The sequence below is a fragment of the Anaerobium acetethylicum genome, assembly GCF_900096945.1.
Lineage (GTDB): Bacteria > Bacillota > Clostridia > Lachnospirales > Lachnospiraceae > Anaerobium > Anaerobium acetethylicum.
Genome location: NZ_FMKA01000003.1, coordinates 52066 through 77745 on the forward strand (window position 1 = coordinate 52066; position 25680 = coordinate 77745).

The 25680-nt window shown below is 44.2% G+C and carries 26 protein-coding genes; 1 reads left to right on the top strand and 25 read right to left on the bottom strand.

Annotated features, from left to right (window positions below; translation table 11 throughout):
• Nucleotides 1-9: 9 nt before the first annotated feature.
• The 21 genes from BJR36_RS04430 to mtaB all read right to left on the bottom strand — a co-directional run bounded on the left by BJR36_RS04430 (nucleotide 10) and on the right by mtaB (nucleotide 20642).
• Entirely contained in the window at nucleotides 10-807 is a 798-nt protein-coding gene (locus BJR36_RS04430; protein ID WP_169823588.1) for a FliH/SctL family protein, read from the bottom strand.
• Nucleotides 800-1810 (bottom strand): flagellar motor switch protein FliG, encoded by a 1011-nt coding sequence (gene fliG / locus BJR36_RS04435; RefSeq protein WP_091230712.1) that lies wholly within the window; start codon nucleotides 1808-1810, stop codon nucleotides 800-802. The genes BJR36_RS04430 and fliG overlap by 8 nt, the downstream gene beginning before the upstream one ends.
• A 6-nt stretch (nucleotides 1811-1816) precedes the next feature.
• Entirely contained in the window at nucleotides 1817-3415 is a 1599-nt protein-coding gene (locus BJR36_RS04440; RefSeq protein WP_091230714.1) for a flagellar M-ring protein FliF C-terminal domain-containing protein, read from the bottom strand.
• 25 nt (nucleotides 3416-3440) lie between these two features.
• A complete protein-coding gene (fliE, locus tag BJR36_RS04445) occupies nucleotides 3441-3755 on the bottom strand; it encodes a flagellar hook-basal body complex protein FliE (RefSeq protein WP_091230716.1) in 315 nt (104 codons plus the stop codon).
• Nucleotides 3756-3766: 11 nt separating this feature from the next.
• Nucleotides 3767-4207, bottom strand: coding sequence for a flagellar basal body rod protein FlgC (gene flgC / locus BJR36_RS04450; protein WP_091230719.1), 441 nt, complete (start codon nucleotides 4205-4207; stop codon nucleotides 3767-3769).
• A 57-nt stretch (nucleotides 4208-4264) separates the two neighbouring features.
• Nucleotides 4265-4654 (bottom strand): flagellar basal body rod protein FlgB, encoded by a 390-nt coding sequence (flgB, locus tag BJR36_RS04455; protein ID WP_091230722.1) that lies wholly within the window; start codon nucleotides 4652-4654, stop codon nucleotides 4265-4267.
• Between the two features lie 397 nt (nucleotides 4655-5051).
• Nucleotides 5052-5840: a GTP-sensing pleiotropic transcriptional regulator CodY gene (gene codY, locus BJR36_RS04460; RefSeq protein WP_091230724.1), complete on the bottom strand. Its 789-nt coding sequence runs from the start codon at nucleotides 5838-5840 to the stop codon at nucleotides 5052-5054.
• 255 nt (nucleotides 5841-6095) lie between these two features.
• Entirely contained in the window at nucleotides 6096-8180 is a 2085-nt protein-coding gene (gene topA, locus BJR36_RS04465) for a type I DNA topoisomerase (RefSeq protein WP_091230726.1), read from the bottom strand.
• 53 nt (nucleotides 8181-8233) lie between these two features.
• Nucleotides 8234-9451: a DNA-processing protein DprA gene (dprA, locus tag BJR36_RS04470; protein WP_242875454.1), complete on the bottom strand. Its 1218-nt coding sequence runs from the start codon at nucleotides 9449-9451 to the stop codon at nucleotides 8234-8236.
• Between the two features lie 67 nt (nucleotides 9452-9518).
• Complete coding sequence (locus tag BJR36_RS04475; protein WP_091230729.1) at nucleotides 9519-11042, bottom strand: YifB family Mg chelatase-like AAA ATPase; 1524 nt, start codon at nucleotides 11040-11042, stop codon at nucleotides 9519-9521.
• Nucleotides 11043-11600: 558 nt separating this feature from the next.
• Nucleotides 11601-11858 carry an HPr family phosphocarrier protein gene (locus BJR36_RS04480; protein ID WP_091230733.1) on the bottom strand — a complete coding sequence of 86 codons (258 nt, stop codon included), beginning with the start codon at nucleotides 11856-11858 and terminating at the stop codon, nucleotides 11601-11603.
• 56 nt (nucleotides 11859-11914) lie between these two features.
• Nucleotides 11915-12748 carry a PRD domain-containing protein gene (locus tag BJR36_RS04485; RefSeq protein WP_091230736.1) on the bottom strand — a complete coding sequence of 278 codons (834 nt, stop codon included), beginning with the start codon at nucleotides 12746-12748 and terminating at the stop codon, nucleotides 11915-11917.
• A 62-nt stretch (nucleotides 12749-12810) separates the two neighbouring features.
• A complete protein-coding gene (locus tag BJR36_RS04490) occupies nucleotides 12811-14955 on the bottom strand; it encodes a PTS sugar transporter subunit IIABC (protein WP_091231121.1) in 2145 nt (714 codons plus the stop codon).
• Between the two features lie 408 nt (nucleotides 14956-15363).
• Nucleotides 15364-16596, bottom strand: coding sequence for a peptidase U32 family protein (locus BJR36_RS04495; RefSeq protein WP_091230739.1), 1233 nt, complete (start codon nucleotides 16594-16596; stop codon nucleotides 15364-15366).
• Complete coding sequence (locus BJR36_RS04500) at nucleotides 16593-17255, bottom strand: O-methyltransferase (protein WP_091230742.1); 663 nt, start codon at nucleotides 17253-17255, stop codon at nucleotides 16593-16595. Before BJR36_RS04500 ends, BJR36_RS04495 begins: the two co-directional genes overlap by 4 nt.
• A 24-nt stretch (nucleotides 17256-17279) precedes the next feature.
• Nucleotides 17280-17681 carry an endolytic transglycosylase MltG gene (locus tag BJR36_RS04505; protein ID WP_091230745.1) on the bottom strand — a complete coding sequence of 134 codons (402 nt, stop codon included), beginning with the start codon at nucleotides 17679-17681 and terminating at the stop codon, nucleotides 17280-17282.
• 16 nt (nucleotides 17682-17697) lie between these two features.
• Complete coding sequence (locus BJR36_RS04510; RefSeq protein WP_091230748.1) at nucleotides 17698-18153, bottom strand: Fur family transcriptional regulator; 456 nt, start codon at nucleotides 18151-18153, stop codon at nucleotides 17698-17700.
• Nucleotides 18154-18234: 81 nt separating this feature from the next.
• The gene (locus tag BJR36_RS04515) at nucleotides 18235-18498 is read right to left on the bottom strand and encodes a DUF1292 domain-containing protein (protein ID WP_091230752.1); all 264 of its coding nucleotides are present in this window, start codon (nucleotides 18496-18498) and stop codon (nucleotides 18235-18237) included.
• Between the two features lie 12 nt (nucleotides 18499-18510).
• The gene (ruvX, locus tag BJR36_RS04520; RefSeq protein ID WP_091230754.1) at nucleotides 18511-18930 is read right to left on the bottom strand and encodes a Holliday junction resolvase RuvX; all 420 of its coding nucleotides are present in this window, start codon (nucleotides 18928-18930) and stop codon (nucleotides 18511-18513) included.
• A 15-nt stretch (nucleotides 18931-18945) separates the two neighbouring features.
• Complete coding sequence (locus BJR36_RS04525; protein WP_091230759.1) at nucleotides 18946-19209, bottom strand: IreB family regulatory phosphoprotein; 264 nt, start codon at nucleotides 19207-19209, stop codon at nucleotides 18946-18948.
• A gap of 125 nt (nucleotides 19210-19334) precedes the next feature.
• Nucleotides 19335-20642 (bottom strand): tRNA (N(6)-L-threonylcarbamoyladenosine(37)-C(2))-methylthiotransferase MtaB, encoded by a 1308-nt coding sequence (gene mtaB, locus BJR36_RS04530; protein WP_091230762.1) that lies wholly within the window; start codon nucleotides 20640-20642, stop codon nucleotides 19335-19337.
• Nucleotides 20643-20889: 247 nt separating this feature from the next.
• On the opposite strand from mtaB, the gene BJR36_RS04535 reads away from it, so the two are divergent.
• A complete protein-coding gene (locus tag BJR36_RS04535; RefSeq protein WP_091230765.1) occupies nucleotides 20890-21120 on the top strand; it encodes an HPr family phosphocarrier protein in 231 nt (76 codons plus the stop codon).
• Nucleotides 21121-21410: 290 nt separating this feature from the next.
• Here BJR36_RS04535 and thiI read toward each other — a convergent pair whose 3' ends face one another.
• The 4 genes from thiI to prmA are packed head-to-tail and all read right to left on the bottom strand — an operon-like array spanning nucleotide 21411 to nucleotide 25505.
• Complete coding sequence (thiI, locus tag BJR36_RS04540) at nucleotides 21411-22589, bottom strand: tRNA uracil 4-sulfurtransferase ThiI (RefSeq protein WP_091231123.1); 1179 nt, start codon at nucleotides 22587-22589, stop codon at nucleotides 21411-21413.
• 44 nt (nucleotides 22590-22633) lie between these two features.
• Nucleotides 22634-23788 (bottom strand): cysteine desulfurase family protein, encoded by a 1155-nt coding sequence (locus BJR36_RS04545; protein WP_091231126.1) that lies wholly within the window; start codon nucleotides 23786-23788, stop codon nucleotides 22634-22636.
• Between the two features lie 15 nt (nucleotides 23789-23803).
• Nucleotides 23804-24544 (bottom strand): 16S rRNA (uracil(1498)-N(3))-methyltransferase, encoded by a 741-nt coding sequence (locus BJR36_RS04550; RefSeq protein ID WP_091230768.1) that lies wholly within the window; start codon nucleotides 24542-24544, stop codon nucleotides 23804-23806.
• 7 nt (nucleotides 24545-24551) lie between these two features.
• Nucleotides 24552-25505: a 50S ribosomal protein L11 methyltransferase gene (gene prmA / locus BJR36_RS04555; RefSeq protein WP_091230771.1), complete on the bottom strand. Its 954-nt coding sequence runs from the start codon at nucleotides 25503-25505 to the stop codon at nucleotides 24552-24554.
• Nucleotides 25506-25680 lie beyond the last annotated feature (175 nt).

Below are 25680 nucleotides of genomic sequence, written 5' to 3' on the forward strand. Positions count from 1 at the left end.
TCCTGCTTTCTATAGGCATGACAATGTCTTCAGATCTCTTACGAGTCCCTCCAGCTGCGTGTCCAGACTGCAGTCATAGATGCCGTCAGCCGTTTCTATTATGCACCTGTTCTTTGTAAGTGTCAGATCCTCAACAACTTCCATGGAGGAGACGTTTGCTGCATGCCTCATGATAAAATCCTTTTTTTTCACAACACTTGCATAATCTTCAGGAGATACCCTTACGACAAATTCCGTACTGGTCTCTATCCTGCCTGCTGCATTGCGAATGATGTTGATGATCATTTCTTTCCTTTCCCCGAACTGTATCATGAAAATCTTTTCAAATATGTCCACAAGGGTATCCATCAGCATAGGTTCCAGTTCTTTTGCCTTTTTCTGATATTCCTCTTCCAGTGTCTGTCTGGCTTTCAGCAGCTCATCCTGAAGTTCATCCTGCAGAATCATGGCCCTTGCTATGGCAGCGCTATGGCCTTCCTCATAGCCCTGCTGCTTTCCCTGTTTGAATCCCTGCTCCTTGATCCTTTCAGCCTCTTCCCTTGCATGTTCCAGGATTCCGGCTGCCTCTTTCTTTGCATCTTCAAGGATTTCCTCTGCCCTGGCTTTTGTTTCATCATGTTCAGGCACCGGGGCAACGCCTCCAGCCACAAGCCCTTCACAAAATACTGGAAAGGCCTCCTGACCGTCAGCATGTTTTTCCTGCCACGCCCTTTCCACGATCCTGCTGGCAATCAGTTCATTATAATCTATCACTCTCTTTTCACTGTTTTCACAGTAAACAGAATGGAATTTCAGTAAATTAGACAACGATCTCATCTCCCCCGCCTCTTGATATAACAATCTCGGCAGAATCTTCAAGCTTCCTTATAATGTTGACAATCTTCTGCTGCGCTTCTTCCACATCCTTCAGACGTACAGGCCCCATGAATTCCATATCTTCTTTGATCATGGCAGCAAGACGTTTGGAAAGATTGTTGAAGATGACATTCTGTACTTCTTCCGTAGAACCTTTCAGAGCGATTCCCAGGTCGTTATTGTCCACATCCCTGAGCACTCTCTGAATTGCCCTGTCGTCCAGAGAAAGGATATCCTCGAAGACAAACATTTTCCTTCTGATTTCGTCTGCAAGTTCCGGTTCGTCGATTTCAAGGCTTTCCATAATATGCTTCTCAGTTCCCCGGTCGACAGTATTGAGGATATCGACAATGGCATCCACGCCTCCGATAATCGTGTAATCCTGGTTGACAAGTGAAGACAGCTTGCGTTCAAGTATTCTTTCAACTTCTTTGACCACATCCGGAGATGTCCTGTCCATCTGTGCAATACGTTTTGCAACATCAGCCTGCTTTTCCGGCGGAAGGGCAGATACGATTACAGAAGACTGTGCCGGTGAAAGATATGATAAAATAAGCGCAATCGTCTGTGGATGCTCATCCTGTATGAAATTCAGAAGCTGCGATGCATCTGTCTTCCTTATGAATTCGAAAGGCCTTACCTGAAGTGATGATGTCAGCCTTCCGATTACATCTCTCGCCTTGTCAGAACCAAGGGCTTTTTCAAGCAGATCCTTTGCATATCCGATACCGCCCTCGGCGATATACTGCTGCGCCAGGCACACTTCGTAGAACTCATTCATGACCATGTCCTTTGTCTTAGGCGAAATGCTTCTCGTATTCGCGATTTCCAGGGTGAGTTCCTCAATCTCTTCTTCTTTCAGATGTTTGAATATGCTGGCTGCCTTCTCAGGGCCGAGGGCGATCAGCAGTATCGCCGCCTTCTGTACTCCGCTTATTTCCTGTTCCTTAGGCATTGCTTATCACTCCCATTCCTCGTTCAGCCAGTTGCGCAGAAGCTGCGCAACCGCTTCCGGATTTTCGTCTACAAATTTCTCGATCATAATCCTTGTTTCCGATTTGTCTTTAAAGTCTATATTTTCAAGTTCCACGTTTTCCTTCGTTGCAGCCAGGAGGGCATCAACCGAAAGCTCAGGTTCGATTTCTCCTGTATGCAGCGGCCTTGCGCTCTTGAACACCACAAATCCGAGAAGTGCCAGTATCAGGATGATCATTGCAATAACTGCATAGTCCCAGATCGTCCCTTCCTCTTCTTCTGACGCCTGGAAGAACGGTATGTCGTAGGCTACAATAGAAATATTCTCTTCTTCAATCCCGGTTGCTTTGGAAACCATTGTGTAGAAGTCCGGATCGACTTCCGTCTTGATTTTTTCCTTGTTTGCAGCCATGAACTCGTCAAAGCTCATCTCATCAAGGGCTCCCTGAGCCTTCAGTTTCTGCTCATCATATACCTTATAGGTTGTTGCAACAATCGAGATAGAGGATTCCTTATATCTGACTGCACCGGTAGCATACTGGGTATCTGTGATCTTCTCATTTGGAAGATAATCCTTTGACTCTTCAACAACTGTGGCTGAAGATTGATTTCCATCTTCAACCACATAAGTCGTGTCGTCGTTTGCATCAGTTCCTGGCGCTGAAGAAGTTCCTCCTGAAGTTTCCGACTCATAGGTTTCTTCATGGCTTAAGAGCCCCTGGCTCTGCCCGTCTGCAGGCGTATAGGTATGCTCTGTCTCATTAATCAAATCAAAATTGAGAACCAGGTTTGGTGCAACTTCAACATTGTCATATACGTTCGTACCCAGAAGCACATCTTTTACTTCTGATTTGACAAGGTTTTCTGCCTCGTTTTTTACAGCGAGCTGGCTGCTGGCATTCCCTGACACGCTGGAAGGCTCCTCCCCCGAAAAGAGAACGTTTCCGTTTGAATCGATGATCAGAATGCTTTCAGGAGTCTTATTTCCAACAGCGGTCGCAATATACTTTGCAAGTCCTTTTGCTGCCTCGTTTTCAACCTTTCCGTCCAGTTCCAGCAGAACGCTTGCATACGTATCCTGCTCTTTTGCAATGATAGTTCCGTCATTCTCCGGTATCGAAAGCTGAACAGTTGCTGTCTTTACGCTCTCCATGGTTTCAAGATCATCGGAGATCTTTTCTTCAAGATAAAGCTTGTATTTTTTTTCTTTGTCGGCTTCAGTAGCGCTGAAGCCGCCGTCAAACACATTGTCTATGCTGTATCCGTCAGCAGGTATGCTGTTTGCGCCAAGCAGAAGCGTGGCATCGGACAGGTATTCCTTTTCAACAGCTATGATCAGTCCGTCATCTGATATCTCAAAGGGTATTCCTTCTGCTTCAAGAAGCTCCTTGACTTCAGCCGCCTCAGCGGCTGACTCGCAGGTAACCAGAGTTGCCATCTTTGGCTGGCTGAGAGCTACTCCTAATATGGTAAAGGTCAGAATTACCACACACGCTATGCTGATCATCAGCGTTTTCTGTTTTCCATTATATTTATCCCAAAAATCAAGTAATTTTTGGGGCACCTGTTTTAGTCTGTCCTTCATTCATAATCTCCTAGTCTACGGACGTTTATATCTGAATATTCATAATCTCTTTGTATGCATCCAGCAGCCGGTCTCTTACGGCAACAGTATACTGCAGGCTGACATTCGCCTTCTGCTGAGCCACCGCAAGGTCATGGGTATTGTCCGAATATCCCATGGCAAAATTCATTTCCTCTGTCTCAGCAACATTCTGAAACTGATTCGTTTCTTTGATCATATCCATTGCTGACTGCAGGACTGTTCCAAAACCTGGTTTTTCCGTATCCGCCGCCGTGCTGGCTGACGATGCCTGCTGTATCAAACCCGATCCGACACTGTATAGCGATGAAATATCTAACATTTCCTATCCTCCTATTTGCCCAGTTCGAGGCCTTTCATGGCCATCGATTTGCCTGACTGGAATGCCGTCACGTTTGCCTCATAAGAACGGCTTGCATCAATCATATTTGTCATTTCAGTGACGACGTTCACATTGGGATAGGTGACATATCCGTTTTCGTCTGCATCCGGATGAGCCGGATCATAACTCTTGATCATATCGGTTGCGGTATCCTCCGTAACTGATGTTACTTTTACGCCGCTGCCGCTGTATGCTCTTCTTGCCTGACCAAGTGCTGTGCTGAAGGTTCCTTCCGTTTTTTCAGAAAAGCTCACAATCTTGCGTACATATGGTGTCCCGTCTTCCGTCCTTGTTGTATTGACATTTGCTATATTCTGGGAAATAATATCTGTCCTGAATCTTTGTGCCGTCATTCCCGATGCACTTATATTGAATGAATTGAATATTGACATAAGTTCATACCCTCTTTCATGATTTTTTTCGCTAGAACACAGCCTAAAAGCAGCTATTTATTTGAGCACCGATTTAATCCTTGCAAATTCCTGCGACATACTGTCCACAAGCGCCTCATACTTGATCTGATTGGATGCAAGTTCAACATTTTCTGTATCGATATCCACGTTGTTGCCATCCATCCTGTATGAATATCCAGCCGAATCCGTGTAGATATCAGCCGCAAGCCTGTCAATCGAAACGCGGGAAACTTTTTCATCCAGAGAATTTTCTGTGGCTGTCCTCAGTTCCCTCTGTAAGGCTTCCTCGAAAGAAACATCCTGCCTCTTATAATTCGGAGTATCCACATTTGCAATATTATTGCTGATTATCTGATTTCTGGTCCAGCTTGCATCTGCCGCCTTGTCCAGCACATTAATATAGTCAAAAACACCTGAACTAATCACTTTCAACACCTCATTCTATTGTAATATTGAGAACTTATATGGGTGTCCTGTTTTGACGACCATACGCCCCAAAACGGTCACATTACAGATTATAATACATGTGACCGTATAAAACAAGGTTTTCTGTCTATATTTTTGTGCATTTTTTATGCTTTGTCGCTTACGTTATGCTCTTTTTTGTTTTCATTTTCTGCAAGGCCAAAGAATTCGCTTCTGCGACACATTCTACCCCCACATCATGCAGCTCCTGGCGGAGCGTTTTTGATATATAGGAAATTCGATGAATTTCCTATATATCAAAAAAAGAGCCTTTAGAAAATCATACTGATTTTCTAAAGGCTCCCCTCAACCCTGATGCCGGTGGAGGCTCATGGGTTGTTATAACCGGACATTCATTTTATAATTTATTGTTCCTGTGTTTTTTTATATCCTTAAGCTCATCAAAGATCACATCATTAAGCACCTTGATATAAGTGCCCTTCATTCCTGAAGAACGTGATTCGATTACGCCTGCACTTTCAAATTTACGAAGTGCATTTACGATAACAGATCTTGTTATCCCGACACGGTCCGCGATCTTGCTCGCTACAAGGATGCCCTCGCTTCCTTCAAGCTCATCAAATATATGCGTAATCGCTTCAAGTTCGGAAAATGAAAGTGTGCTGATTGCTGATTTGACAATCTGTACCTTTCTTGTTTCCTCTGCATTTTCTTCATTCACAGACCTCATCATCTCAAGCCCTACGACCGTTGTACCATACTCGCTCAAAATAATGTCATCGATTTCATACTGGCTGTCGCTCTTGTAGATGAATAATGTTCCAAGACGCTCACCTGCGATATCGATTGGTGTAATGATTGCCCTGTACTTTTTCACATCATCGGCTTCAAAACCTAAAGTCGAAAGATTTACGTTCTCCTTGGTGGAAAGGATTCCCAGCAATCTTTCATTCAGGAGGACATCGATAAATCCCCCTACCTCATCTTTGATCAATTCCTTGATCTCTTCAACATCGTCACACTGTCCGACACCGAGAACCTTGCCTTTTTTGCTGATTACCAAAATATTAGAGTTTAATATTTCTACAAGAACTTCACAGATATCGTTGAATACGACTTTGCTGGAACTGTTATTGTGCAGAAGTTTGTTGATTTTTCTGGTCTTATCCAATAACTGTACACTCATGGCCTACCTCCTGTTTTCTTTCCCCAAAACAATTAACGGGGTTTTAAATTATTTATATTACACAAACATGTATAATCATAAGTTAATTCTTTTCAAACATTCTAAATTTTTTTATATATTGTACATTTTATCATACATTTTTCGAAAAATCAACCGTTATTGAACTTTCACCTCAAGTAATATACTGTTTTTACTGGATTCTATGCATATTCACCCTCAATTATGTATAAAACTTCCAGTTTTGTCTGTATTTTTTTATTTTCCGGAATTATTTGATTTATTATTAACTACATATCCGCATTTTTCATCGGCACATACAAGTTTATTGCCTTTTTCCAGAAGGATTCCCCCGCATTTTTCACATTTTTCTTTTGAAGGTTTCTGCCAGGACATGAAGTCGCATTCCGGATTCGCTTCGCAGCCATAATATTTTCTGCCTTTTTTTGTCTTCTTCATGACAATTTCTTTTCCGCATTTCGGACACTGAACACCGATTTTTTCAAGATACGGCTTGGTGTTGCGGCAATCCGGAAATCCCGGACAGGCCAGGAACCTGCCGTGAGGACCATACTTGACAACCATGTTCTTACCACACAGTTCACATATTACATCGGTTACCTCGTCCTCAATCTTAATCTCTTCCAGCTCTTTTTCTGCTACCTGAACGGCTTCGTTAAGATCGGGGTAGAAATTGCTTACTACCGTCTTCCAGTTTACAACACCCTCTTCCACCTTATCCAGAAGCGATTCCAGATTAGCTGTGAAGTTTACATCGACGATGCTTGGAAACGCTTTTTTCATTATCTTGTTTACGATTTCTCCAAGTTCCGTAACATAAAGGTTCTTATTCTCTTTTGCCACATATCTTCTTGCGATTATTGTCGTTATTGTAGGCGAATATGTACTCGGCCTTCCAATTCCAAGCTCTTCCATGGTCTTGACAAGGGCCGCTTCTGTATAATGAGCCGGCGGCTGGGTAAAATGCTGTTTGCTTGTAAATTCACCAAGCGAAATTTCCGTATCCTTATCCAGTCCTTTGACCAGAAGGTTTCCTTCAGATTTCTCCTCATCCTCCTGAACATATACGGACATGAAACCGTCAAAAGCTATTTTAGATGCTGACACCGTGAAACGGTATCCATTTCCGTCTATCTTTACAGATGTCGTCTCATACCTGGCAGAAGACATCCTGCTGGCTGCGAAACGCTTCCATATAAGCTGATACAGCCTGAACTGATCTCTTGAAAGAGACTCTTTGATCGACAGCGGATCTCTCGATATATCAGTAGGCCTGATAGCCTCATGGGCATCCTGTACTTTTTTCCCTTCCTTCTTAACCTGCTCTTGCTTTGCCAGATATTCCTCGCCAAATTTCGCTTCTATGAATTCCCTGGCTGACTTGTCAGCTTCCTCGGATATTCTTGTGGAGTCCGTACGAAGGTAGGTGATGATACCGATCGTTCCTGAGCCTTTGATGTCAATTCCTTCATAAAGCTGCTGTGCAAGACGCATTGTTTTCTGGGTTGAAAAGTTTAGTGTTTTTGAAGCTTCCTGCTGAAGCGTACTGGTCGTGAACGGAAATGGGGCTTTTTTTATCCTTTCCCCTTTTTTCACCTCAGTGATCTGATATTGTGCATCCTTAAGGTCTTCCAGTATCTTATCCATTTCTTCTTTCGTATGGATATCAAGCTTTCCTTTGCTTGTTCCATAAAACTTAGCCTTCAGAGGCTGTCTTTCACCAGGAATTTTGAAATCCGCATCAAGGGACCAGTATTCTTCCGGAATAAATGCGTTGATCTCATCTTCCCTGTCGCATATGATACGGAGCGCAACAGACTGTACCCTTCCGGCACTTAACCCTCTTTTTACCTTAGCCCATAAAAGCGGACTTATCCTGTAGCCAACCATCCTGTCCAGCATCCTTCTTGCCTGCTGGGCGTCTACCAGATCCATATCAATCTCCCTTGCCTGCTTGATCGAGTCCTTGACAGCATTCTTTGTGATTTCATTGAAGCTGATACGATGCATCTTACTCTCATCAAGTTTCAGCGATTTCGACAGATGCCAGGATATCGCCTCCCCTTCACGGTCAGGGTCAGTCGCAAGATATACTTTTTCAGCCTTCTTCACCTCTTTGCGAAGCTTGGCAAGGATGTCTCCTTTGCCCCTGATCGTTATGTATTTCGGCTCATAGCCGTTCTCCACGTCTATTCCCAACTGACTTTTCGGCAGATCCCTTACATGACCATTCGAAGCGGCAACTTCATAATTTGTTCCCAAAAACTTCTTGATCGTCTTGACTTTTGCAGGTGATTCCACTATTACAAGATATTTCGCCATTCCATTAACTCCTTTGTCAGCATTAAAGACCCTTATTCAGGGTCTTAGTCATTTTATCTCTTTATAATATAATAATTTTTCGATATTTCTTCGATGTATCCTTTTAATTCCAGATTCAGCAGAACATGCAGAACCTGTTGAATATCGGCCTTAACCTCGGTCAATATTTCATCGAGATTTTTTGGTTGCAAGCCGAGACAACTATACACCAAATTTTCTTCTTTTGCAAGTGAATTCGTGGTTTTTATATAATTTTCATTATTTTTTTTACATTCCAGACTGAATTCTGCCAAAATATCAGCCGGCGACGTGGCTATTCCTGCTCCCTGTTTTATGAGTCTGTTGCAACCGCAGCTGAGCTTATCCGTGACCCTTCCAGGAAGTGCAAATACATCATGTCCCTGCTCAAGCGCCTGGTCGGCCGTAATCAGCGATCCGCTTTTTTCACGTGCCTCGATTACCAGGACGATATCTGCAAGGCCGCTGATGATCCTGTTCCTGGCTGGAAACAGATAAGGAAGAGGCATGGTACCCGGCGGGTATTCCGAAATAATCCCGCCTCTTTCGGGTATATCTTCATAAAGCCGTTTATGTTCTTCCGGATAGCAGATATCGGTTCCGCATCCAAGTACTGCAAAAGTGCTTCCACCAGCCAGCAGCGCACCTTTGTGGGATGCTCCGTCAATCCCCCTGGCAAGTCCGCTTATGATCTGCACACCTGAAGCTGCCAGTTCCCTTCCGTATTCCTCAGCCATTCTTCTCCCGTATTCGCTGCAGGCCCTTGCGCCCACAATGGAAACTGCAGGTTTTATATCTTCCGGGAGTCTTCCCTTCACATATAAACAGTAAGGCCTGTCAGCAAGAGACCTCAGCCTCTCCGGATACCTGTCGTCACCAATGTGAACAAATTCCATCCCCAATTTGCAGAACTCTCCATATTCCTGTGCCAGATCCCACCCTCTCCTGGAATCCTCGATTCTCCGGATGTCCTCTTCCTTTAGTATACCCATTTTTCCAAGATCCTTCAGGTCTTCCCTGAACACCTCATCCGGACTTCCAAAACAGTCCAGAAGCCTCTTGATCTTGCTGTTTGTAATCTTCGGCAGATTGCATATCCAATACCAGTACATCGCCATGCCGCTGTCGTCACTCCTGTTACTGCTGTCACTCCTGTTACTGTTGTCACTCCTGTTTCTGCCTTCATTCCGGTTTCTGATTTCATTCTCCATGCCCTTCTCCTCCGTTTCCTGTTCTCTTCGTCTCTGCTGCATATTCTCTTCCCCGCCGCAGATGGAAGCTAAAGCAAGCCATTTGTCAAGATGTCAACGTGTCAGTGCACTAGTTCCTGTCGGTGCTGCGGTAGCATGCTGCCTCACTAAGATTCCTGACCGTTATGTTATCGATCCCTTCCAGATCTGCAATCGTCCTTGCCACCTTCAGTATGCGATGATAGGCCCTTGCGCTGAGGCCCATTTTCCCAAAGATCTGCTCCATCAGTTTTTCCTCTTCATCACCGAGAGGGCAGTATTTTTTAACCCCGGCTGCAGTCAGGTCTGAATTGAATCTGAATCTTGTCCCCTCATACCTTATTTTCTGTATCTCATGAGCCCTGGAAACCCTTCTCCTGATTTCGGCGGAGTTTTCATTTTTTCGCACTCCTGCAATTTCTGCATAATCGACCCTGGGAGCCTCGACACAGATGTCTATCCTGTCCATGAGCGGCTGGCTGATTCTGCTCAGATACCTCCCCACGTCATGCTGGCTGCAGCTGCACCTGTCCCTGTCAGGATAGTAGCCGCAGCTGCAGGGATTCATGGCTGCAACCAGCATGAAATTCGCAGGGTATGTATATACTCCGCTCAGCCTTGAGATGTTCACTTCATGCTCCTCAAGAGGCTGCCTCATTATTTCAAGAGTCGATTTTGTAAACTCCGGAAGTTCATCAAGAAAAAGGACTCCCCTGTCTGCAAGGCTGATTTCACCGGGATGGGGTATCCTTCCTCCTCCGCAGAGCGCAATCGGCGTAATTGTATGATGCGGCGCCCTGAAAGGGCGCTTCAGAATAAGGGATGATTCTTTAGGGAGAAGCCCCTGGATGCTGTAGATTTTAGATATTTCCAGACTCTCCTCCAATGTGAGGTCCGGAAGTATAGTCGGTATTCTTTTTGCAATCATTGTTTTTCCGGAACCGGGCGGCCCGATATACAGGATATTGTGAAGTCCTGCAACAGCCACCTCGGTTGCCCGTTTTACACTCTGCTGGCCATTGACTTCATCGAAGTCGCTCTCATAGATTTTATAGCTGTCCTGAAATATTTCTTCTATATTAATAAACTCGGGAAGAATGCTGTTTCTGTCATTCAAAAATGCAATGAGGTCATCAACAGTACCGACTCCGATTACGTCAATGCCGCTTATTACCGCTCCCTCACCTGCGTTCTCCTTTGGAACCGCACAATATCTGAATCCAAGTTTCTTAGCAGCATCGACTATTGAAAGGATTCCGTTTACCGCCCGTATGCTGCCGTCAAGGCTCAATTCCCCTATAATCATGGTGTCATCCAGGCTGCTCTGGGGAACGAAGCCCAGAGAGGCCAGTACGGCGGCTGCAATGGGAAGGTCAAAGGATGCTCCCTCCTTTCTCACGTCCGACGGGGACAAATTTATGGTGATCCTTTTTGCCGGAATCACGATACCCGAATTGCGCAGGGCCGTCTTTACCCTCTCCCGCGCTTCTCTGACTTCTGTTCCCAGGTATCCAACCATGTCAAATGACGGCATGCCGTCGCTCACATCAGCCTCAACCTGAATCTGGCAGCTTTCTATACCCCTTACTGCCGCTGAATATACTCTGCTATACATATCAAACGACCCCCTTATATTATTTTCAAGCACACAAACAGCTCCCCCTGTTGTGGAGCCAATATCTGCTTTCTTACATACTGGAAAATCCATGGCAGAAATGCCATTTTAATAGAAGTGAATATGCAGTAACTATAACACAAACTATCTGACATTGGAAGAGGAAATCAGGATATTGTAAACAAAAACAGAAACATACAAAAAATTCAGTCTTTTGAAGAACTTGTCTATAAGGATTAACAAGTCAAAAGACCTCTTATAACCTTCGCTTCGTTAATTTGCACATTTGCCCTCTATAACGCAGTGATGCAAAACATGATTCAATGAGCAGCTTTATGAAGACGTTGGCACTTAGGCCGCGTGTTTTGCGGCCTTACGTACCACTACGTCTTCATCTAAGCGAGAGCGCGCTGCGAATGAACATGTTTTGCATCACGTCCTGATTACAAAAACCGTAGAAATTGACGAACACTATTTTGTAAATGGGCTTTTGACACTCCACTCCTATGAGATAAAAAAGGGAGAGTCTGCTTTTATAGCATCTCCCCTTTTTTATCTCTACAGATTAGCTTTGAAAAATTCTTCCATTTTTACTATTGCAGCATCTTCATCAGGACCTTCAGCAGTCACGGTAACTTCAGTTCCCTGTTTAACACCAAGGGCCATAAGCGCCATAAGCCTTCTGAGATCTGCACTTTTGCCATTTGCACTTAATGTAATAGCTGATGTGAAAGCTTTTGTTTCCATCACGATCATTCCTGCAGGTCTTGCATGTATTCCAAGAGCATCTTTGATTGTATAGTTAAATGATTTCATTTTATACCTCCATATGGTTTTATTCTATGTTTGATTTTCAAATTTTCTTTCTTATTCTACTCCGACTCATCGGAAAATACCCGTTCAATGTGCATCGCAAGATAGCCGACTTCTACCGGTTTGAATTCCTTTTTCAATTCCCTCCCGAGCTTTTTGCAGACAGTCTCCGCTAAAGCAAAAGATTTTGGAAATCTCTCCCTGATATATTCGTTCATATCCAGTTTGATGGATTCGCCTTTCAGGGCTCTTGCCGTCATGTACTTGATATGGCTCATCAGACGGTTGTAGGACAGAGACTCGATATCGATCTCCCTGCCGATTTCACTTTCAATCATGGTGATGCACTCCCTGACAACGGCTGCCGTCTGCATTGCCTGGGATACCTTTTCATCCTCGATTGCTGAGTGTATATGCAAAGCTATGTACCCGACCTCATCATCACTTATATCGATGCCCTGCATCTCCATGAAAATCTTCTTTCCACTGGCCGCCACCCTGTATTCATCTGGAAAAAGGGCTTTTATATCCTGCGTCAGCGGATTGCTGATCTGGGAGTGGCTGCGTATTCTTTTTACGGCAAATGCAATATGGTCGGCAAGGGGGAATAATATGCCTGTGTCTATTTTGTCAAACTGTTTCTCGGCTTCGATTATAATTGCATTTGCAATCTCAAGAAATTCCGGTTCGATGCTGCTGACGATCTCCCTGGATGAGCCCCTGTCAGTCTCCTGCTGAAGCAGGTATACTTTTGCATCTGCCGGTACTTCCATTCGTTCGTTGACTTTTCTGCCGAACCCTACGCCTTTTCCAAGCAGTATGTACTCCTTATTATTATCCATATCCACGGCCATAACGCCGTTATGGTTTAATGCTTTTATGACTCTGAACATATGATTACCCCCGTCACCGACTATTCTAATTCATAGCGGTCCGGGCCGGAGACCCTGAACAGCTACTCTAATTCATCAACTGCAAGCAGATCTTCGCCTGCCTTAACTTCGCCCGATTTCAGAAGCCTTACCCTCTGACTGCTATTCAAGCTTGTGCAGATGACAGGAGAAGCTAAAGATGGGGCATTATTTTTCAGGAATTCCATGTCAAAACTCAACAGTCTGTCTCCTTTTTTGACCATGTCTCCCTCTTTTACGAAAGCCTCAAAGCCTTTTCCCTCAAGGTTCACCGTATCGATTCCGATATGGAGCAGCAGCTCTATTCCATCCTTGGTCTTCAATCCCACCGCATGCTTTGTTCCAAAAACAAAACATACTTCAGCATCATCTGGCGAAGTAAGAACCCCCTCTGTGGGAGTTACAACTGCCCCGTCACCCATCATCTTCTCAGCAAATGCCGCGTCTGGCGCTTCTGTGATATCTGCAGCAATGCCGGTAAGAGGACTGCTGAGAATGATTGTCCTTGCAACCTTGCCATCCTTGTTTTCTTCTGTTGCTGCAGCTGCAGTGTTTTGAGCTGCTGCCGCTCCATCCATGAATACTTCTTCATCCGGTGCAGTAAGAAGATAATCCTCAAGATTTGATTTGATTACCGTTACCCTTGGTCCATATATGATCTGCACGCCCTGTCCCTTACGGATAACTCCTGACGCTCCGGACTGTTTCAAAAGTGCATCGTTTACCAGTTCTGATTTATATACCGTGCAGCGAAGCCTTGTGGCACAGCAGTCTACATCCGAAATATTTTTCTTGCCGCCGAGTCCTTCGCAGATCATTGCTGATACAGGATCTGTCTCCTGTTCCACAATCTGTCCGTCAGCATTTTTTCTTGCTTCCATATCGCTTCTTCTGTAAAGTTTTACTTCTTCTGCGTCATCCCTTCCAGGTGTCTTTAAGTTCATTTTCTTTATAAGGAATGAGAATAATAAATAGTATACCACAAAATATACCGCGCCTACAACTATAACCCAAACCCAGCTTGTCTTGGCATTTCCCTGCAGGATTCCGAACAGGAACAGATCTATGAATCCGCCTGAGAATGTCATACCGACGCCTACGTTAAGTATATGCATGAACATATAAGCAAGCCCTGCAAAGACACAGTGGATACCGTAAAGCAAAGGTGCCACAAAGAGGAATGTAAATTCTATCGGTTCAGTTATTCCCGTCAGCACTGATGTCAGGGCTGCTGACAGAAGGAGGCCTCCTACCTGTTTCTTCTTCTCAGGCTTTGCACATCTGTACATTGCAAGTGCCGCTCCCGGAAGACCGAATATCATGAGCGGGAATTTTCCTGACATGAATCTTGTTGCAGATACACTGAAATGTCCGATTCCCGGTGTTCCTAATTCCGCGAAGAAAATGTTCTGTGCACCTTCTATCAGCTGTCCGCCAACCGTTGCTGTTCCGCCTACTGCTGTCTGCCAGAATGGAAGGTAAAATACGTGATGGAGTCCGAAAGGTATCAGAAGCCTTTCCATAAGGCCGTACACCCATGTTCCTGCATATCCCGATTTAAGTACGATATCGCCTACTTTATAGATTCCTGCCTGTACGGGAGGCCATGCATAGAAAAGCACAATTCCGACCATTACATATGCAAGTGCGCCTACGATCGGTACGAATCTGGTTCCTCCAAAGAAGGACAGTACCTGCGGCAATTCAATTTTATAGTACCTGTTGTGAAGGGCCGCTACTCCGAGACCTACTATGATACCTCCGAAAACACCCATCTGCAGGGATGTGATTCCTACTACAGACGTGGTAGCGCCGGCGAGCATGCTTTCCGTGCCGCCGTTTATGTTTATCATGGCATTGATCGAAGCATGCATGATGAAAAAGGCGATTGCTGCAGCCAGTGCCGCTACCTCTTTCTCTTTTTTGGCCATTCCTATTGCAACTCCCATTGCAAATATCAGAGGCAGGTTTGCGAATACGATGTTGCCGGCTGCACTCATAACGGAAAGTATCGCATAGAGTATGGTTCCCGGACCCATCATATCCATAAGGCCATATGCCTTAAGCATTGTTTCATTCGTAAATGAACTTCCCACTCCAAGCAGCAGACCGGCTACGGGAAGTATTGCAATCGGAAGCATAAAGGATCTTCCAACGCGCTGTAAAACACCAAAAATTTTGTCTTTCATGATTTTTCTCCTTATCTTTTCTGTGTTATCATGATTGGGATCTTTGTAACTTTTCAGAATGGCTTTCCGAAGGAGGCATTCCTGAATCATTACGATTTTTTGGAGTATTACGGTGCTTTTGTGCACAAAAAAAGCACCAACATACATAAATATCCAAAAATATCTATGCATAGTTAATGCCTGCTTTCCAGTAACATACTATACCACTGAAATGATAATATCACCACAACTCAAATTTGTCAATATTTTTATTTTCATCATTTGATCCGGATTTTTATTATGCATTTTTTACAATGATTTACTACGAATTCCTGCTTTTTCATACATTCATGTCTAATCATGCACGAAAACGGAAGGAACAGGAAATCAGCCTGGCTGATTTCCTGTTCCTTCCGGACATCTGAATTTCTATTCCTGATTCTCTTTTCGCCTCAGGATATCATACTGATCAAGCTCTGTTCCCAGATCGACATACAGAATCTGTTTTGGATGCGGAGCGCTCTCCTGCGGATTTCCCGCCTCATCAAAGATTGCCTTTACCTGAACTTCCACATTTGAACCGTCAGGCTTCATCACTTCTATCGTCTCGCCGACGCTGAATTTATTCCTCTGTTCAATGCTGGTAAGCCCTTGTTCGTTTTTGGGGCCAGCCATTCCGAGATACGTGTATTCCTTAATATAGGTATTGTTGTCATAGATCTGGCTGCTCTGGTCAGCCTTTCCATAAAAGAATCCAGTGGTAAACTGGCGGTACGTGCACTTTGATATCTCCTCGTGATACCATGGCATGTTCTTTCTGTAAAGGTCAGGCGATTCCATATAATCATCTATGGCCTTTCGATAAGTCCTGGCAACAGTCGCCACATAGAGTGCTGTCTTCATCCTGCCTTCAACCTTCAGGCTGTCGATGCCGGCATCCAGCATATCCGGTATATGCTCAATCATGCAGAGGTCTTTTGAATTGAATATATAAGTTCCTCTTTCATTTTCATACACAGGCATGTATTCGCCTGGACGCTTTTCTTCCACGATCGAATATTTCCAACGGCAGGGATGGGTGCAGGCACCCTGATTCGCATCCCTTCCGGTCATGTAGTTGCTTAAAAGACATCTTCCCGAATAGGAAATGCACATTGCCCCATGGACGAATGTTTCAATTTCCATATCTTCAGGAATCCTCTGGCGGATTTCCTTGATTTCCTTAAGGGAAAGCTCCCTTGCGGACACTACCCTTTTTGCGCCCAGCTTATGCCAGAAAAGGTATGTTCCGTAATTTGTATTGTTTGCCTGGGTACTGATATGAAGCTCCATATCAGGCAGGATTCTCTTTGCGATTTCGAATATTCCGGGATCCGCAATAATAAGGGCATCAGGCTTAATCTCCTTCAGCTCCTTAAAATATTCCTCAGCTCCGGCCAGGTCATCATTATGGGCCAGTATATTCGCCGTTACATAAACTTTAACATTGTGTTCGTGGGCGAATTCAATCCCTTCCTTCATCTCTTCCATGGAAAAGTTTTTGGCCTTTGCACGGAGACCGAAGGCTTCGCCGCCTATATATACTGCATCTGCGCCAAAGATAACTGCTGTCTTCAGGACCTCGAGGCTGCTTGCAGGTATTAATAATTCTACATTTCTCATTTTAATTCATCCATCTTTCCAATTCTTGTACTGATCGTCACTCCGTCACCAAGGGGCAGTATGGCTGTGGTAAGCTCTTCCATATGTTTCAGTTCATACAGGTATTCCCTCATCCGGTTGTATATTGTCCTGTTACGCCTTGTCACGGCATAACGGGATTCTATGATATCCCCGTCCTGCAGGACATTGTCGGATATCAGGACACCGCCCACTTTGAGCAGGCGCATGATCTGGGGAAGAAAATTGATATACTGGCCTTTTGCAGCATCCATGAAAATGAAATCAAAGGTTCCTTCGAGCCCCGCCATCACTTCAAGGGCATCCCCCTCGATCAGAGTAATCTTATCCTCGAATCCTGCTCTTTTTATATTTTCCCTTGCAACAGGGATTCTTTTTTCATATTTTTCTATTGTCGTTATGCTGCAGTTCCCCGGGCTATATTCCGCCATCAGAATACTGGAAAAACCGACAGCCGTGCCGACCTCCAATATCCGTTCCGGCTGCTTGAGGGCAGTCAGGACTTTCAGGAAGCTCTGCATCTCTTTACGGATAATAGGCACATAATCCTTGACAGCCTGCTTTTCTATTTCGTCAAGCAGTGCCGTGTTGCCTGTATCCAATGAATTTATATAAGTTATCAGTCTTTCATTTACTATCACTTTTTACTCTCCGTCTCAGACTTTCTAATCTGCAGTGCCGCCTTCATCCGTGATCTCCTCTGGAATCTCTCCGGACATGACAGACAGCATTTTCTCCGCAGACATGGAAGTATTTAATGTATAATCCCCCGGCTTTATCTTTCCTGAGTACTTTGATACCTTTGCTTGCACATAGAAAAGCTTGAAATCTTCAACAAGCCCCTTTTCCTGAAGCATCCTGCCAATCGATATTGTCGATGCGCCCTCTGCTACGGTTATATTTACATCAGTCCCAGGCGCTTCCTCAACACCTCTGTCGCTGAATATTGCCGTTCCAAAACTGTACGCTTCTTTTGCGCATACAAAAATACCGATAATGACCAAAGCACTTATAATTATATGAAAGGATATGCTTAAAACTGCATTAACCACTTTCTTTACACTCATTCAATGCACCCCCACATTATCCCTTTTTACTCAGACACTCCTTACAATAGCCATAGAGCTTCACTTCATGATCTGTTACCTGAAAAGAAGCGGTGTCAATGATTTTCTTTTCCAACTCATCAAGAAGGTCATCTTCAAACGAAGATACTTTTCCGCATTCCAGACATATAAGATGATGATGGTGGTGCTTCACCTCACTGTTATCCGCCTGTCCAATTTCATAACGTACATATCCGTCATCAAGATTGATCCGGTCAACCAGGTTTAACTCCAGCAGAAGCTGTATGGTTCTATAGACTGTGGCCAGTCCGATTTCCGGATAATCTGCCTTTACCAACTCATATATTTCCTCAGCTGTCAGGTGCCTGTCCGGACATTGAGATAAAACTTCAAGGACCATCACTCTTTGTGTAGTCACTTTAAGTCCTTTTTCCTTTAGAAGCGCTTTAAATTTATCTCTTTTTGCAGTCATCACTGCCTCCTCTGATGAAATATACCTGTTTTGCCACTGTTCAGAACTGCATCCTCTAAAGCTGCAGAATCCGCCTGTCTGTCATTCTCTTTCGATATCGATATCTTCAAGAATTTCCTCAAAGATCTTGGCAACGTAATCAAGCTCTTCGTCGTCTTCGACTATCTCGTAAAGGGCGTCAGCATCCTGTTCTCCTGATAAATCCTTTAAGATCAGGGCCTCTGCATCGTCATCTTCTGAATCTGTTACCAATATATAATTAATTCCATTAATCCTTGTCTCTTCAAGTATGAAGAATTCTACTTCTTCGTTTGTTTCAGCGAGCATGAATTTTATTTTTTCCATTTTATCTGTCTCCTATCTTACGGAATCCAGGTAACCCTGCAATATGAAGACGGCAGCGAGCTTGTCGACATACTTGCTCCTGTCTTCGCGTCTGACGCTGTGTTCCATAAGGGTCCTGTTTGCTTCAACTGTCGTAAGCCGCTCATCCCACATAATGACTTCGAGTCCAGTCCTTCTTTCAAGCATTCCCTTGAATTCCAGGGACTTTTCCCCTCTTTCGCCTACGGTGTTGTTCATGTTTTTAGGAAATCCGAGAACGATTGCCTCTACCTCGAATTCCACGATCAGCTCTTCAATACGGGCAAGTGTCTGCCTGAGCTTGTTTTCTTCTTTTCTTCTTATGATTTCAATTCCCTGCGCAGTTATGCCAAGCGGATCGCTTATAGCAACCCCTACTGTCTTGGACCCAAAGTCCAATCCCATAATTCTCATCTGGCTCCTCCTGCCTTACTTCCATGAATTATTTTTTATATAATCCTTGAGTATTTCCTCTACAAGTTCGTCGCGTTCTACCTTCATAATAAGGCTTCTTGCATTTTTATGGCTTGTTATATAGGTAGGATCTCCCGACATAATATAACCGACGATCTGGTTGACAGGATTGTATCCTTTTTCAACCATAGCTTCATAAACCGTCTTTAAAACATCCTTGACTCCGATTTCAGTATCTGCCTGAACTTTAAAATATTGCGTATTATTTATATCCTGCATAGCATCACGTCCTTAATTAAACTTTATTTCTATTCTAATATAAATAGTCAAAAAATACAATCCAATATTTCACAATAAGGGGGGCCGCTCCGAAAAAGCCCATAAATACAGGACTTTTAGAAATATTATTTCTCCAAAAGCAGCATGTCCTCTAAAAGGAATCCTGTCGCTTTCCCTTTCACGATCTGGTTCATGCAGTCTTCTTCTCCGGAAAATGCTGCCTTCACATATTCCTTTGTGTGCCCTGACTGGTATTTCTTTCCATTGATCTCGACAGTCTCTTCCACCAGTATTTCCAGGTCCCTTCCAAGGAAGGCTTCCCTGTATCTACGGGAATTTCTTTTTGTCATTTCTAAAAGGATGCTGCTTCTTTCTGTCTTGATCCTGTCGTCAACCTGATTTTCCATAGCTGCAGCCCTGGTTCCCTTACGGACTGAATATTTGAACACATGTGTTTCATAAAAATCTATTTTTTCCAGGAAGTTTCTGGTGGTCTGAAACTCCTCGTCTGTTTCACCCGGGAAACCAACGATCACATCCGTTGTGATTGCCGGATTTTCAAAATACTTCCTGAGAACCTGGCATTTTTCATAGTACTCTGCAGAGTCATAACGCCGGTTCATCCTTTTTAGCGTTGCATCGCATCCGCTCTGAAGCGACAGATGAAAATGAGGACACATTTTGCGAAGGCTGCTGAGCGCCTTCGCAAACTCCTCAGTCACGATTCTTGGCTCCAGGGATCCCAGACGGATCCTTTCGATTCCCTCAACTTCATGGACTGCCTGGATCAGGGTCAAGAGATTCTCCCCTTCTCCATGGTCTACGCCGTAGGAACTCAGATGGATCCCTGTCAGTACGACTTCCTTATACCCTCGGACTGCAAGGCTGTGCACTTCGGCCACAACATCCTCCGCCTTCCTGCTTCTGACCCTTCCCCTCGTGTATGGGATTATGCAGTAGCTGCAGAACTGGTTACAGCCATCCTGCACTTTGATGTAGGCACGTACATGATCAGCAGTATTTTCGATTTCAAGATTTTCATACTCGCTCTCTGCATCGATGTCGACCCAGGCCTCGCTCTTGTCATGATTATCCTCATATTCCCTGAGAACTGCTATGAGATCTTTTTTCCTGTTGTTCCCTATTATGATATCTATGCATTCATCCGCCTTCAGGTCCTCTTTCGATGCCTGTACATAGCATCCTGCCGCCACTACAATGGCATCAGGATTCATTTTTTTCGCTTTATGCAGCATCTGTCTCGATTTTCTGTCCGCTATATTCGTTACTGTGCATGTATTGATAATATAGATATCTGCACCTTCTGCAAATGGCACTATCTCATATCCATTCTGCTCCAGCATGTGACGCATGGACTCAGTTTCATATGAGTTTACCTTGCATCCTAAATTATGCAGTGCTACTTTTTTCATAATTTCGACTCATTTCCTTTCTTTTTCCCAAAAAAGCAGTGCAGTTGTCCTGCCGTCCTGCCTCCATGATTTTCAAATTACTTGTATGCACCGGCCTCAACTTTCCGCAGATACGGCTCGACCATTACAATCTATTTGTATTAACATAATATTTACCTGAATCTGCAGTTCAATTCACCTTTTCTATTGACTTTTGTCTCCCAAAAATGTAAGATAAACATATAAAAAGTAAGGGAGGTATTTCCAAATGAAAACAGTACAGATTTCTTTAAACTCAATCGACAAAGTAAAATCATTTGTAAATGACATTACAAAATTCGATTACGATTTTGATTTAGTATCTGGAAGATACGTTATTGATGCAAAATCAATCATGGGTATTTTCAGCCTTGATCTTTCAAAACCAATCGATTTAAACATCCACGCTGAAGAAGGAATTGACACAGTTCTTGATATCCTTAAACCATATATTATCTAGTATTCTTTGAACTGCTAATATTGTGGTTTCAGCACTTTTGAATTTAATATTGTACCATATTGACGGGGGATGATTCTATCATCCCCCGTTTTTTCATCTCACAGAAACATTCGTCCTGTGGGATGGAGTCGAATCTTGTAACTATTCAGGACTATGTCCTTCATAGTCACATATGATACACAAAAATTGCAGAACCAGCAATTATGTGCATGCAGAACTCGAGTTTTCATGCAAAACCAGCATAAAAACATCTCGCGGAACAGGGGTTCTGAACAGTTACCGAATCTTTTCTATTCGACTACGATGGTTTCGACGGTCGCGATGGCGGTTTCCATCATCTCGTCAATCTTTTCTTCAAGGTTTCTTTCAGATCTCTTGATAATGTTGATGTTCGGTTTTGTTACCGGATGTTTTGCCACGAATATGGTACAGCAGTCCTCGTAAGGCTGTATCGACGTTTCATAGGTATCAATCCTGAGAGCGATATCAACAATTTCCTGTTTGTCAAATCCGATTACCGGTCTGAATACCGGAATTGTGCATACCTCATTAGTCGCAGCAAGGCTCTGCATGGTCTGGCTTGCAACCTGTCCGATGCTTTCCCCCGTGATCAGTGCCTGGCATCCGCTTTCCTTCGCCAAATGCTCTGAAATCTTCATCATGTATCGTCTCATTATAATGGTAAGCTCGTCATGTGGGCATTTTTCATAGATGTACAGCTGGATATCCGTAAAATTCACGATATTCAGATTGATCGGTCCGGAATATCTTGCCACCAGCTTTGCAAGATCGATGACCTTCTGCTTTGCCCTTTCGCTTGTATAAGGTGGGGCATGGAAGTAAGTAGCATCTATCTTTACTCCTCTTTTTGCAATCATGTACCCGGCAACAGGGCTGTCGATTCCGCCTGAGAGAAGAAGCATTGCCTTTCCATTGGTTCCTACCGGCATTCCGCCTGCGCCCGGTATGATTTCAGAATAGATATAGATCTTCTGTCTGATTTCTACATTGAGCATGATTGCCGGCTTGTGCACGTCGACTCTGATTTCAGGAAATGCCTCCAGGAGCCTTCCGCCGAGTTCCCTGTTGATCTCCATGGAATCAAGAGGATAATTCTTCCTTGCTCTCCTGGCGCTCACCTTGAAGGTCGTATTCTTGTCCGGATACATCCAGTCCATATAAGCCGTCACTTCTTCGACCAGCTTTTCAAACCCCTCGTCTTCAACATGAACAACCGGGCAGATCCCTACGATACCGAAAACACGTTTAAGGGCATCCACCGTTTCATCGTAGTCATAGTCGCTAAGGCATTCTATGTATATTCTTCCCTGTTCTTTTGTTACGTCAAATTCGCCTTCTACATCTGCGAGGGCATATCTGATCTGCCTGATCAGAGCATCTTCAAACAGATACCTGTTCTTGCCTTTGATTCCTATTTCTCCGTATTTTATTAAAAACGCCTTAAACATGTTCTTCATATTAAGACCCGCCTTCCTTCTTGTACTTTTATTATCTATCTCCTTGCATACTTCCTGAGCCTTGGTACGATTTCTTTCAATGCCTCAGCACAGAATGCCAGCTCTTCTGCTGTTGTTTCTGCCGAAAAGCTGAAACGTATTGTGGAATCCAGAAGTTCCTTAGGCACTCCGATTCCCTTAAGCGTTGCGCTTATGGCAGGCTTGTTTGATGCGCAGGCTGAGCCCGACGACACATATATGCCCTTTTCTTCCAGTGAATGCAGGAGAACCTCGCTCCTGATTTTCGCAAAGCTTGCGCTAACAATATGAGGTGCGCTGTCTTTTCCGGTAAGCCCGTTTATACGGACATCCTCGATTTCCAGAAGGCTGCCGATAAAATCTTCCTTGATTTTATAAAGATTTTCCATGCGGTTCTCGTGATCCTCGTAACTGAATTTTACAGCCTCACCGATTCCCGCGATTCCGGGGACATTCTCAGTGCCTGAACGTATCCCCCTCTGCTGTTCTCCGCCGAACATGAGCGGCTTGATTTTCACCTTTTCATTAACATAAAGGAATCCGATCCCTTTCGGGCCGTGTATTTTATGCCCGCTCACAGAAAGCAGGTCAATTCCCATCTTTTTAGGTAGTATCCTGTACTTTCCAAATCCCTGTACTGCATCTACATGGAAAAGCACATTCCTGTTCTTTTTCTTGATCAATTCAGCTATTTCTGCAACCGGCTGGACAGAACCGATTTCATTATTGACGTGCATGATGGAAACAAGAATAGTCTCCTCGCAGACTGCCGCTTCAAGCTTATCCATCCTGACTATTCCGTTCCTGTCCACTGGCAGGCAGGTGATCTTGAACCCTTCCTCCTCCAGATGCTTCATGGAGTTCAAGACTGCCGGATGCTCTATGGCGGAAGTTATGATGTGCATCCCGCTTCTTCTGTTTGCCAGCGCTGTCCCGATAATTGCCAGATTGTCGGATTCCGTTCCGCCTGAAGTAAAGATGATCTCCTTCTCGTTTACCTTCAGGTTTTTCGCTATGATTTCTTTTGCTGTCCTGATATACCGTTCAGCGTCCACTCCTTTTTTGTGCATGGATGAGGGATTCCCGTAATCTTCCGTCAGAACCTTTACCATAATATCCTTTACCGGATCAGCACACTTTGTGGTTGCTGAATTATCTAAATAAACTTCCAATTCCATTCTCCGTCCTTAATCATTCTCAAGCTGGAACATGATCACAGACAGGGCCGTCAGCCCTGCGGTTTCAGTCCTCAGTATCCGCTTTCCAAGCGTGACCGGAATTATATTGTTTTCCAGTGCCTGCTCTATCTCTTTATCCTCAAATCCGCCTTCCGGGCCAATAAATACGCCTATGGATGTCCCTGGCTTCATTTTTCCTATGATTTCTTTCGTATGCTGCATTCCTTTTGCATTTTCATATGGTATAATGCTGCATGCAAAATCCGATGCAAAGGCAATGGCTTCTTTGAAAGTCATGACTCCGGTTACTTTGGGAATCACCAGACGTTTTGACTGCTTTGCCGCGCTTTCGCTGATTCCCTGCCATCTTTTCAGCTTGCTTTCTTCCTTTTTCGCATCCAGCTTAACAATCGCCCGCTTTGTTGCAACAGGAATGATCTCATATACGCCAAGTTCTACTGCCTTCTGGATAATAAGCTCCATCTTGTCGCTCTTTGGAAGTCCCTGAAACAGATATACCTTTGAAGGAAGCTCCGTTGTCTCTTCCCTGACCTCTGTAATCCCTGCAATGACCGCATCCTGCTGAAAATCCCTGATGACGCAAAGGTAGTCCCTGTCTTCCTTGTTGCTGATGAGTATTTCTTCCCCCTGCTTCATGCGGAGCACATTTTTTATATGGTTCACGTCAGAACCATTTATGGTTATATGATCCTGGCTAATCTGCTCTTTATCTACAAAAAAATGATGCATGTTCCACCTAATTCTTTCTGGCCGTCACCGAGACCCATTCGCCCTGGCGGGTTATTTCAAGAATCTCAAGGCCGTTCTCTTTAATTGCCTTTACGACAGCTTCTTCCTTTGTATTGATTATTCCTGATGTTATATATATTCCGCCCTTTTTCAGGAACCTGGATACGACTTCTGACAATGGGATAATAATGTCAGCCAGAATGTTTGCCACTACTACATCGTATTTTTCAAGCCCTACCTCTTCCTGAAGTGCTGTATCCTCAATCACATTTCCTGTCAATACCCTGAATCTGTCTGCCGGCACATGGTTTACTTCGATATTTTCATAGGTTGCCGTGATTGCATTGGGATCGATATCTGTTCCAAGCGCCTCAGCTGCGCCCAGCTTCAGTCCGATGATGGAAAGGATTCCGCTTCCGCAGCCTACATCAAGAAGTCTGGTATCGGAATTCACGTATTTTTTCAGTTGCCTGATACACAGCTGGGTAGTTTCGTGCATGCCGGTTCCGAAAGCGGTTCCCGGGTCGATCTGTATGACTATTTTCCCCTGGTGGCTTTCATCTGTCTTTTCCCAGCTGGGTCTGATGACGATATCATCAACTTCGAAAGTCTTGAAAAATTCTTTCCAATTATTGATCCAGTCCTTATCCTCAGTCTGGGATTCCGTTATGGATCCTTCCCCGATTTCAGCAAAGCTTCTGAGTTCATCGAGCTCTGCCCTGACCTTTACAAGCATCCCTTCATTATCTTCCCCGTCATCCAGATAAAAGCTTACATATCCTACGCCTTCATCAGGCGGCAGTATCGGGAGGATGTCGATGAACATGGTCTTTTTGTCTTCTTCGGAGAGCGGAACGTTATCCTCGATCTCAATTCCTTCAATCCCCAGTTCCAGGAGCATGCCGCTGACCAGGTCCTCGGCTTCTGTACTTGTCTTTATTGTATATTTATTCCATTTCAACTGATTCACCTCTATATTATTCTATCAATTATTCATAGCCAGTTTCTCACGACTCCCATATTACCATAAAAGATACGGTCCTACAAGTGAAACTCGCACCATGGTCAGTTGCTTTCATGCCGGCGAAGGCTGTTTTTGCTGACGCAGAAAACCCCTGTGCCTTTTGTAGATTTCC

Coding starts and splice junctions, on each gene's coding strand:
- fliG (WP_091230712.1), bottom strand. CDS start 1,810: ATGCCTAAGGAACAGGAAATAAGCGGAGTACAGAAGGCGGCGATACTG.
- BJR36_RS04440 (WP_091230714.1), bottom strand. CDS start 3,415: ATGAAGGACAGACTAAAACAGGTGCCCCAAAAATTACTTGATTTTTGG.
- fliE (WP_091230716.1), bottom strand. CDS start 3,755: ATGTTAGATATTTCATCGCTATACAGTGTCGGATCGGGTTTGATACAG.
- flgC (WP_091230719.1), bottom strand. CDS start 4,207: ATGTCAATATTCAATTCATTCAATATAAGTGCATCGGGAATGACGGCA.
- codY (WP_091230724.1), bottom strand. CDS start 5,840: ATGAGTGTACAGTTATTGGATAAGACCAGAAAAATCAACAAACTTCTG.
- topA (WP_091230726.1), bottom strand. CDS start 8,180: ATGGCGAAATATCTTGTAATAGTGGAATCACCTGCAAAAGTCAAGACG.
- dprA (WP_242875454.1), bottom strand. CDS start 9,451: ATGCAGCAGAGACGAAGAGAACAGGAAACGGAGGAGAAGGGCATGGAG.
- BJR36_RS04475 (WP_091230729.1), bottom strand. CDS start 11,042: ATGTATAGCAGAGTATATTCAGCGGCAGTAAGGGGTATAGAAAGCTGC.
- BJR36_RS04480 (WP_091230733.1), bottom strand. CDS start 11,858: ATGAAATCATTTAACTATACAATCAAAGATGCTCTTGGAATACATGCA.
- BJR36_RS04485 (WP_091230736.1), bottom strand. CDS start 12,748: ATGTTCAGAGTCATAAAAGCATTAAACCATAACGGCGTTATGGCCGTG.
- BJR36_RS04490 (WP_091231121.1), bottom strand. CDS start 14,955: ATGAAAGACAAAATTTTTGGTGTTTTACAGCGCGTTGGAAGATCCTTT.
- BJR36_RS04495 (WP_091230739.1), bottom strand. CDS start 16,596: ATGAGAAATGTAGAATTATTAATACCTGCAAGCAGCCTCGAGGTCCTG.
- BJR36_RS04505 (WP_091230745.1), bottom strand. CDS start 17,681: ATGAGTGTAAAGAAAGTGGTTAATGCAGTTTTAAGCATATCCTTTCAT.
- BJR36_RS04510 (WP_091230748.1), bottom strand. CDS start 18,153: ATGACTGCAAAAAGAGATAAATTTAAAGCGCTTCTAAAGGAAAAAGGA.
- BJR36_RS04515 (WP_091230752.1), bottom strand. CDS start 18,498: ATGGAAAAAATAAAATTCATGCTCGCTGAAACAAACGAAGAAGTAGAA.
- ruvX (WP_091230754.1), bottom strand. CDS start 18,930: ATGAGAATTATGGGATTGGACTTTGGGTCCAAGACAGTAGGGGTTGCT.
- BJR36_RS04525 (WP_091230759.1), bottom strand. CDS start 19,209: ATGCAGGATATAAATAATACGCAATATTTTAAAGTTCAGGCAGATACT.
- mtaB (WP_091230762.1), bottom strand. CDS start 20,642: ATGAAAAAAGTAGCACTGCATAATTTAGGATGCAAGGTAAACTCATAT.
- BJR36_RS04535 (WP_091230765.1), top strand. CDS start 20,890: ATGAAAACAGTACAGATTTCTTTAAACTCAATCGACAAAGTAAAATCA.
- thiI (WP_091231123.1), bottom strand. CDS start 22,589: ATGTTTAAGGCGTTTTTAATAAAATACGGAGAAATAGGAATCAAAGGC.
- BJR36_RS04550 (WP_091230768.1), bottom strand. CDS start 24,544: ATGCATCATTTTTTTGTAGATAAAGAGCAGATTAGCCAGGATCATATA.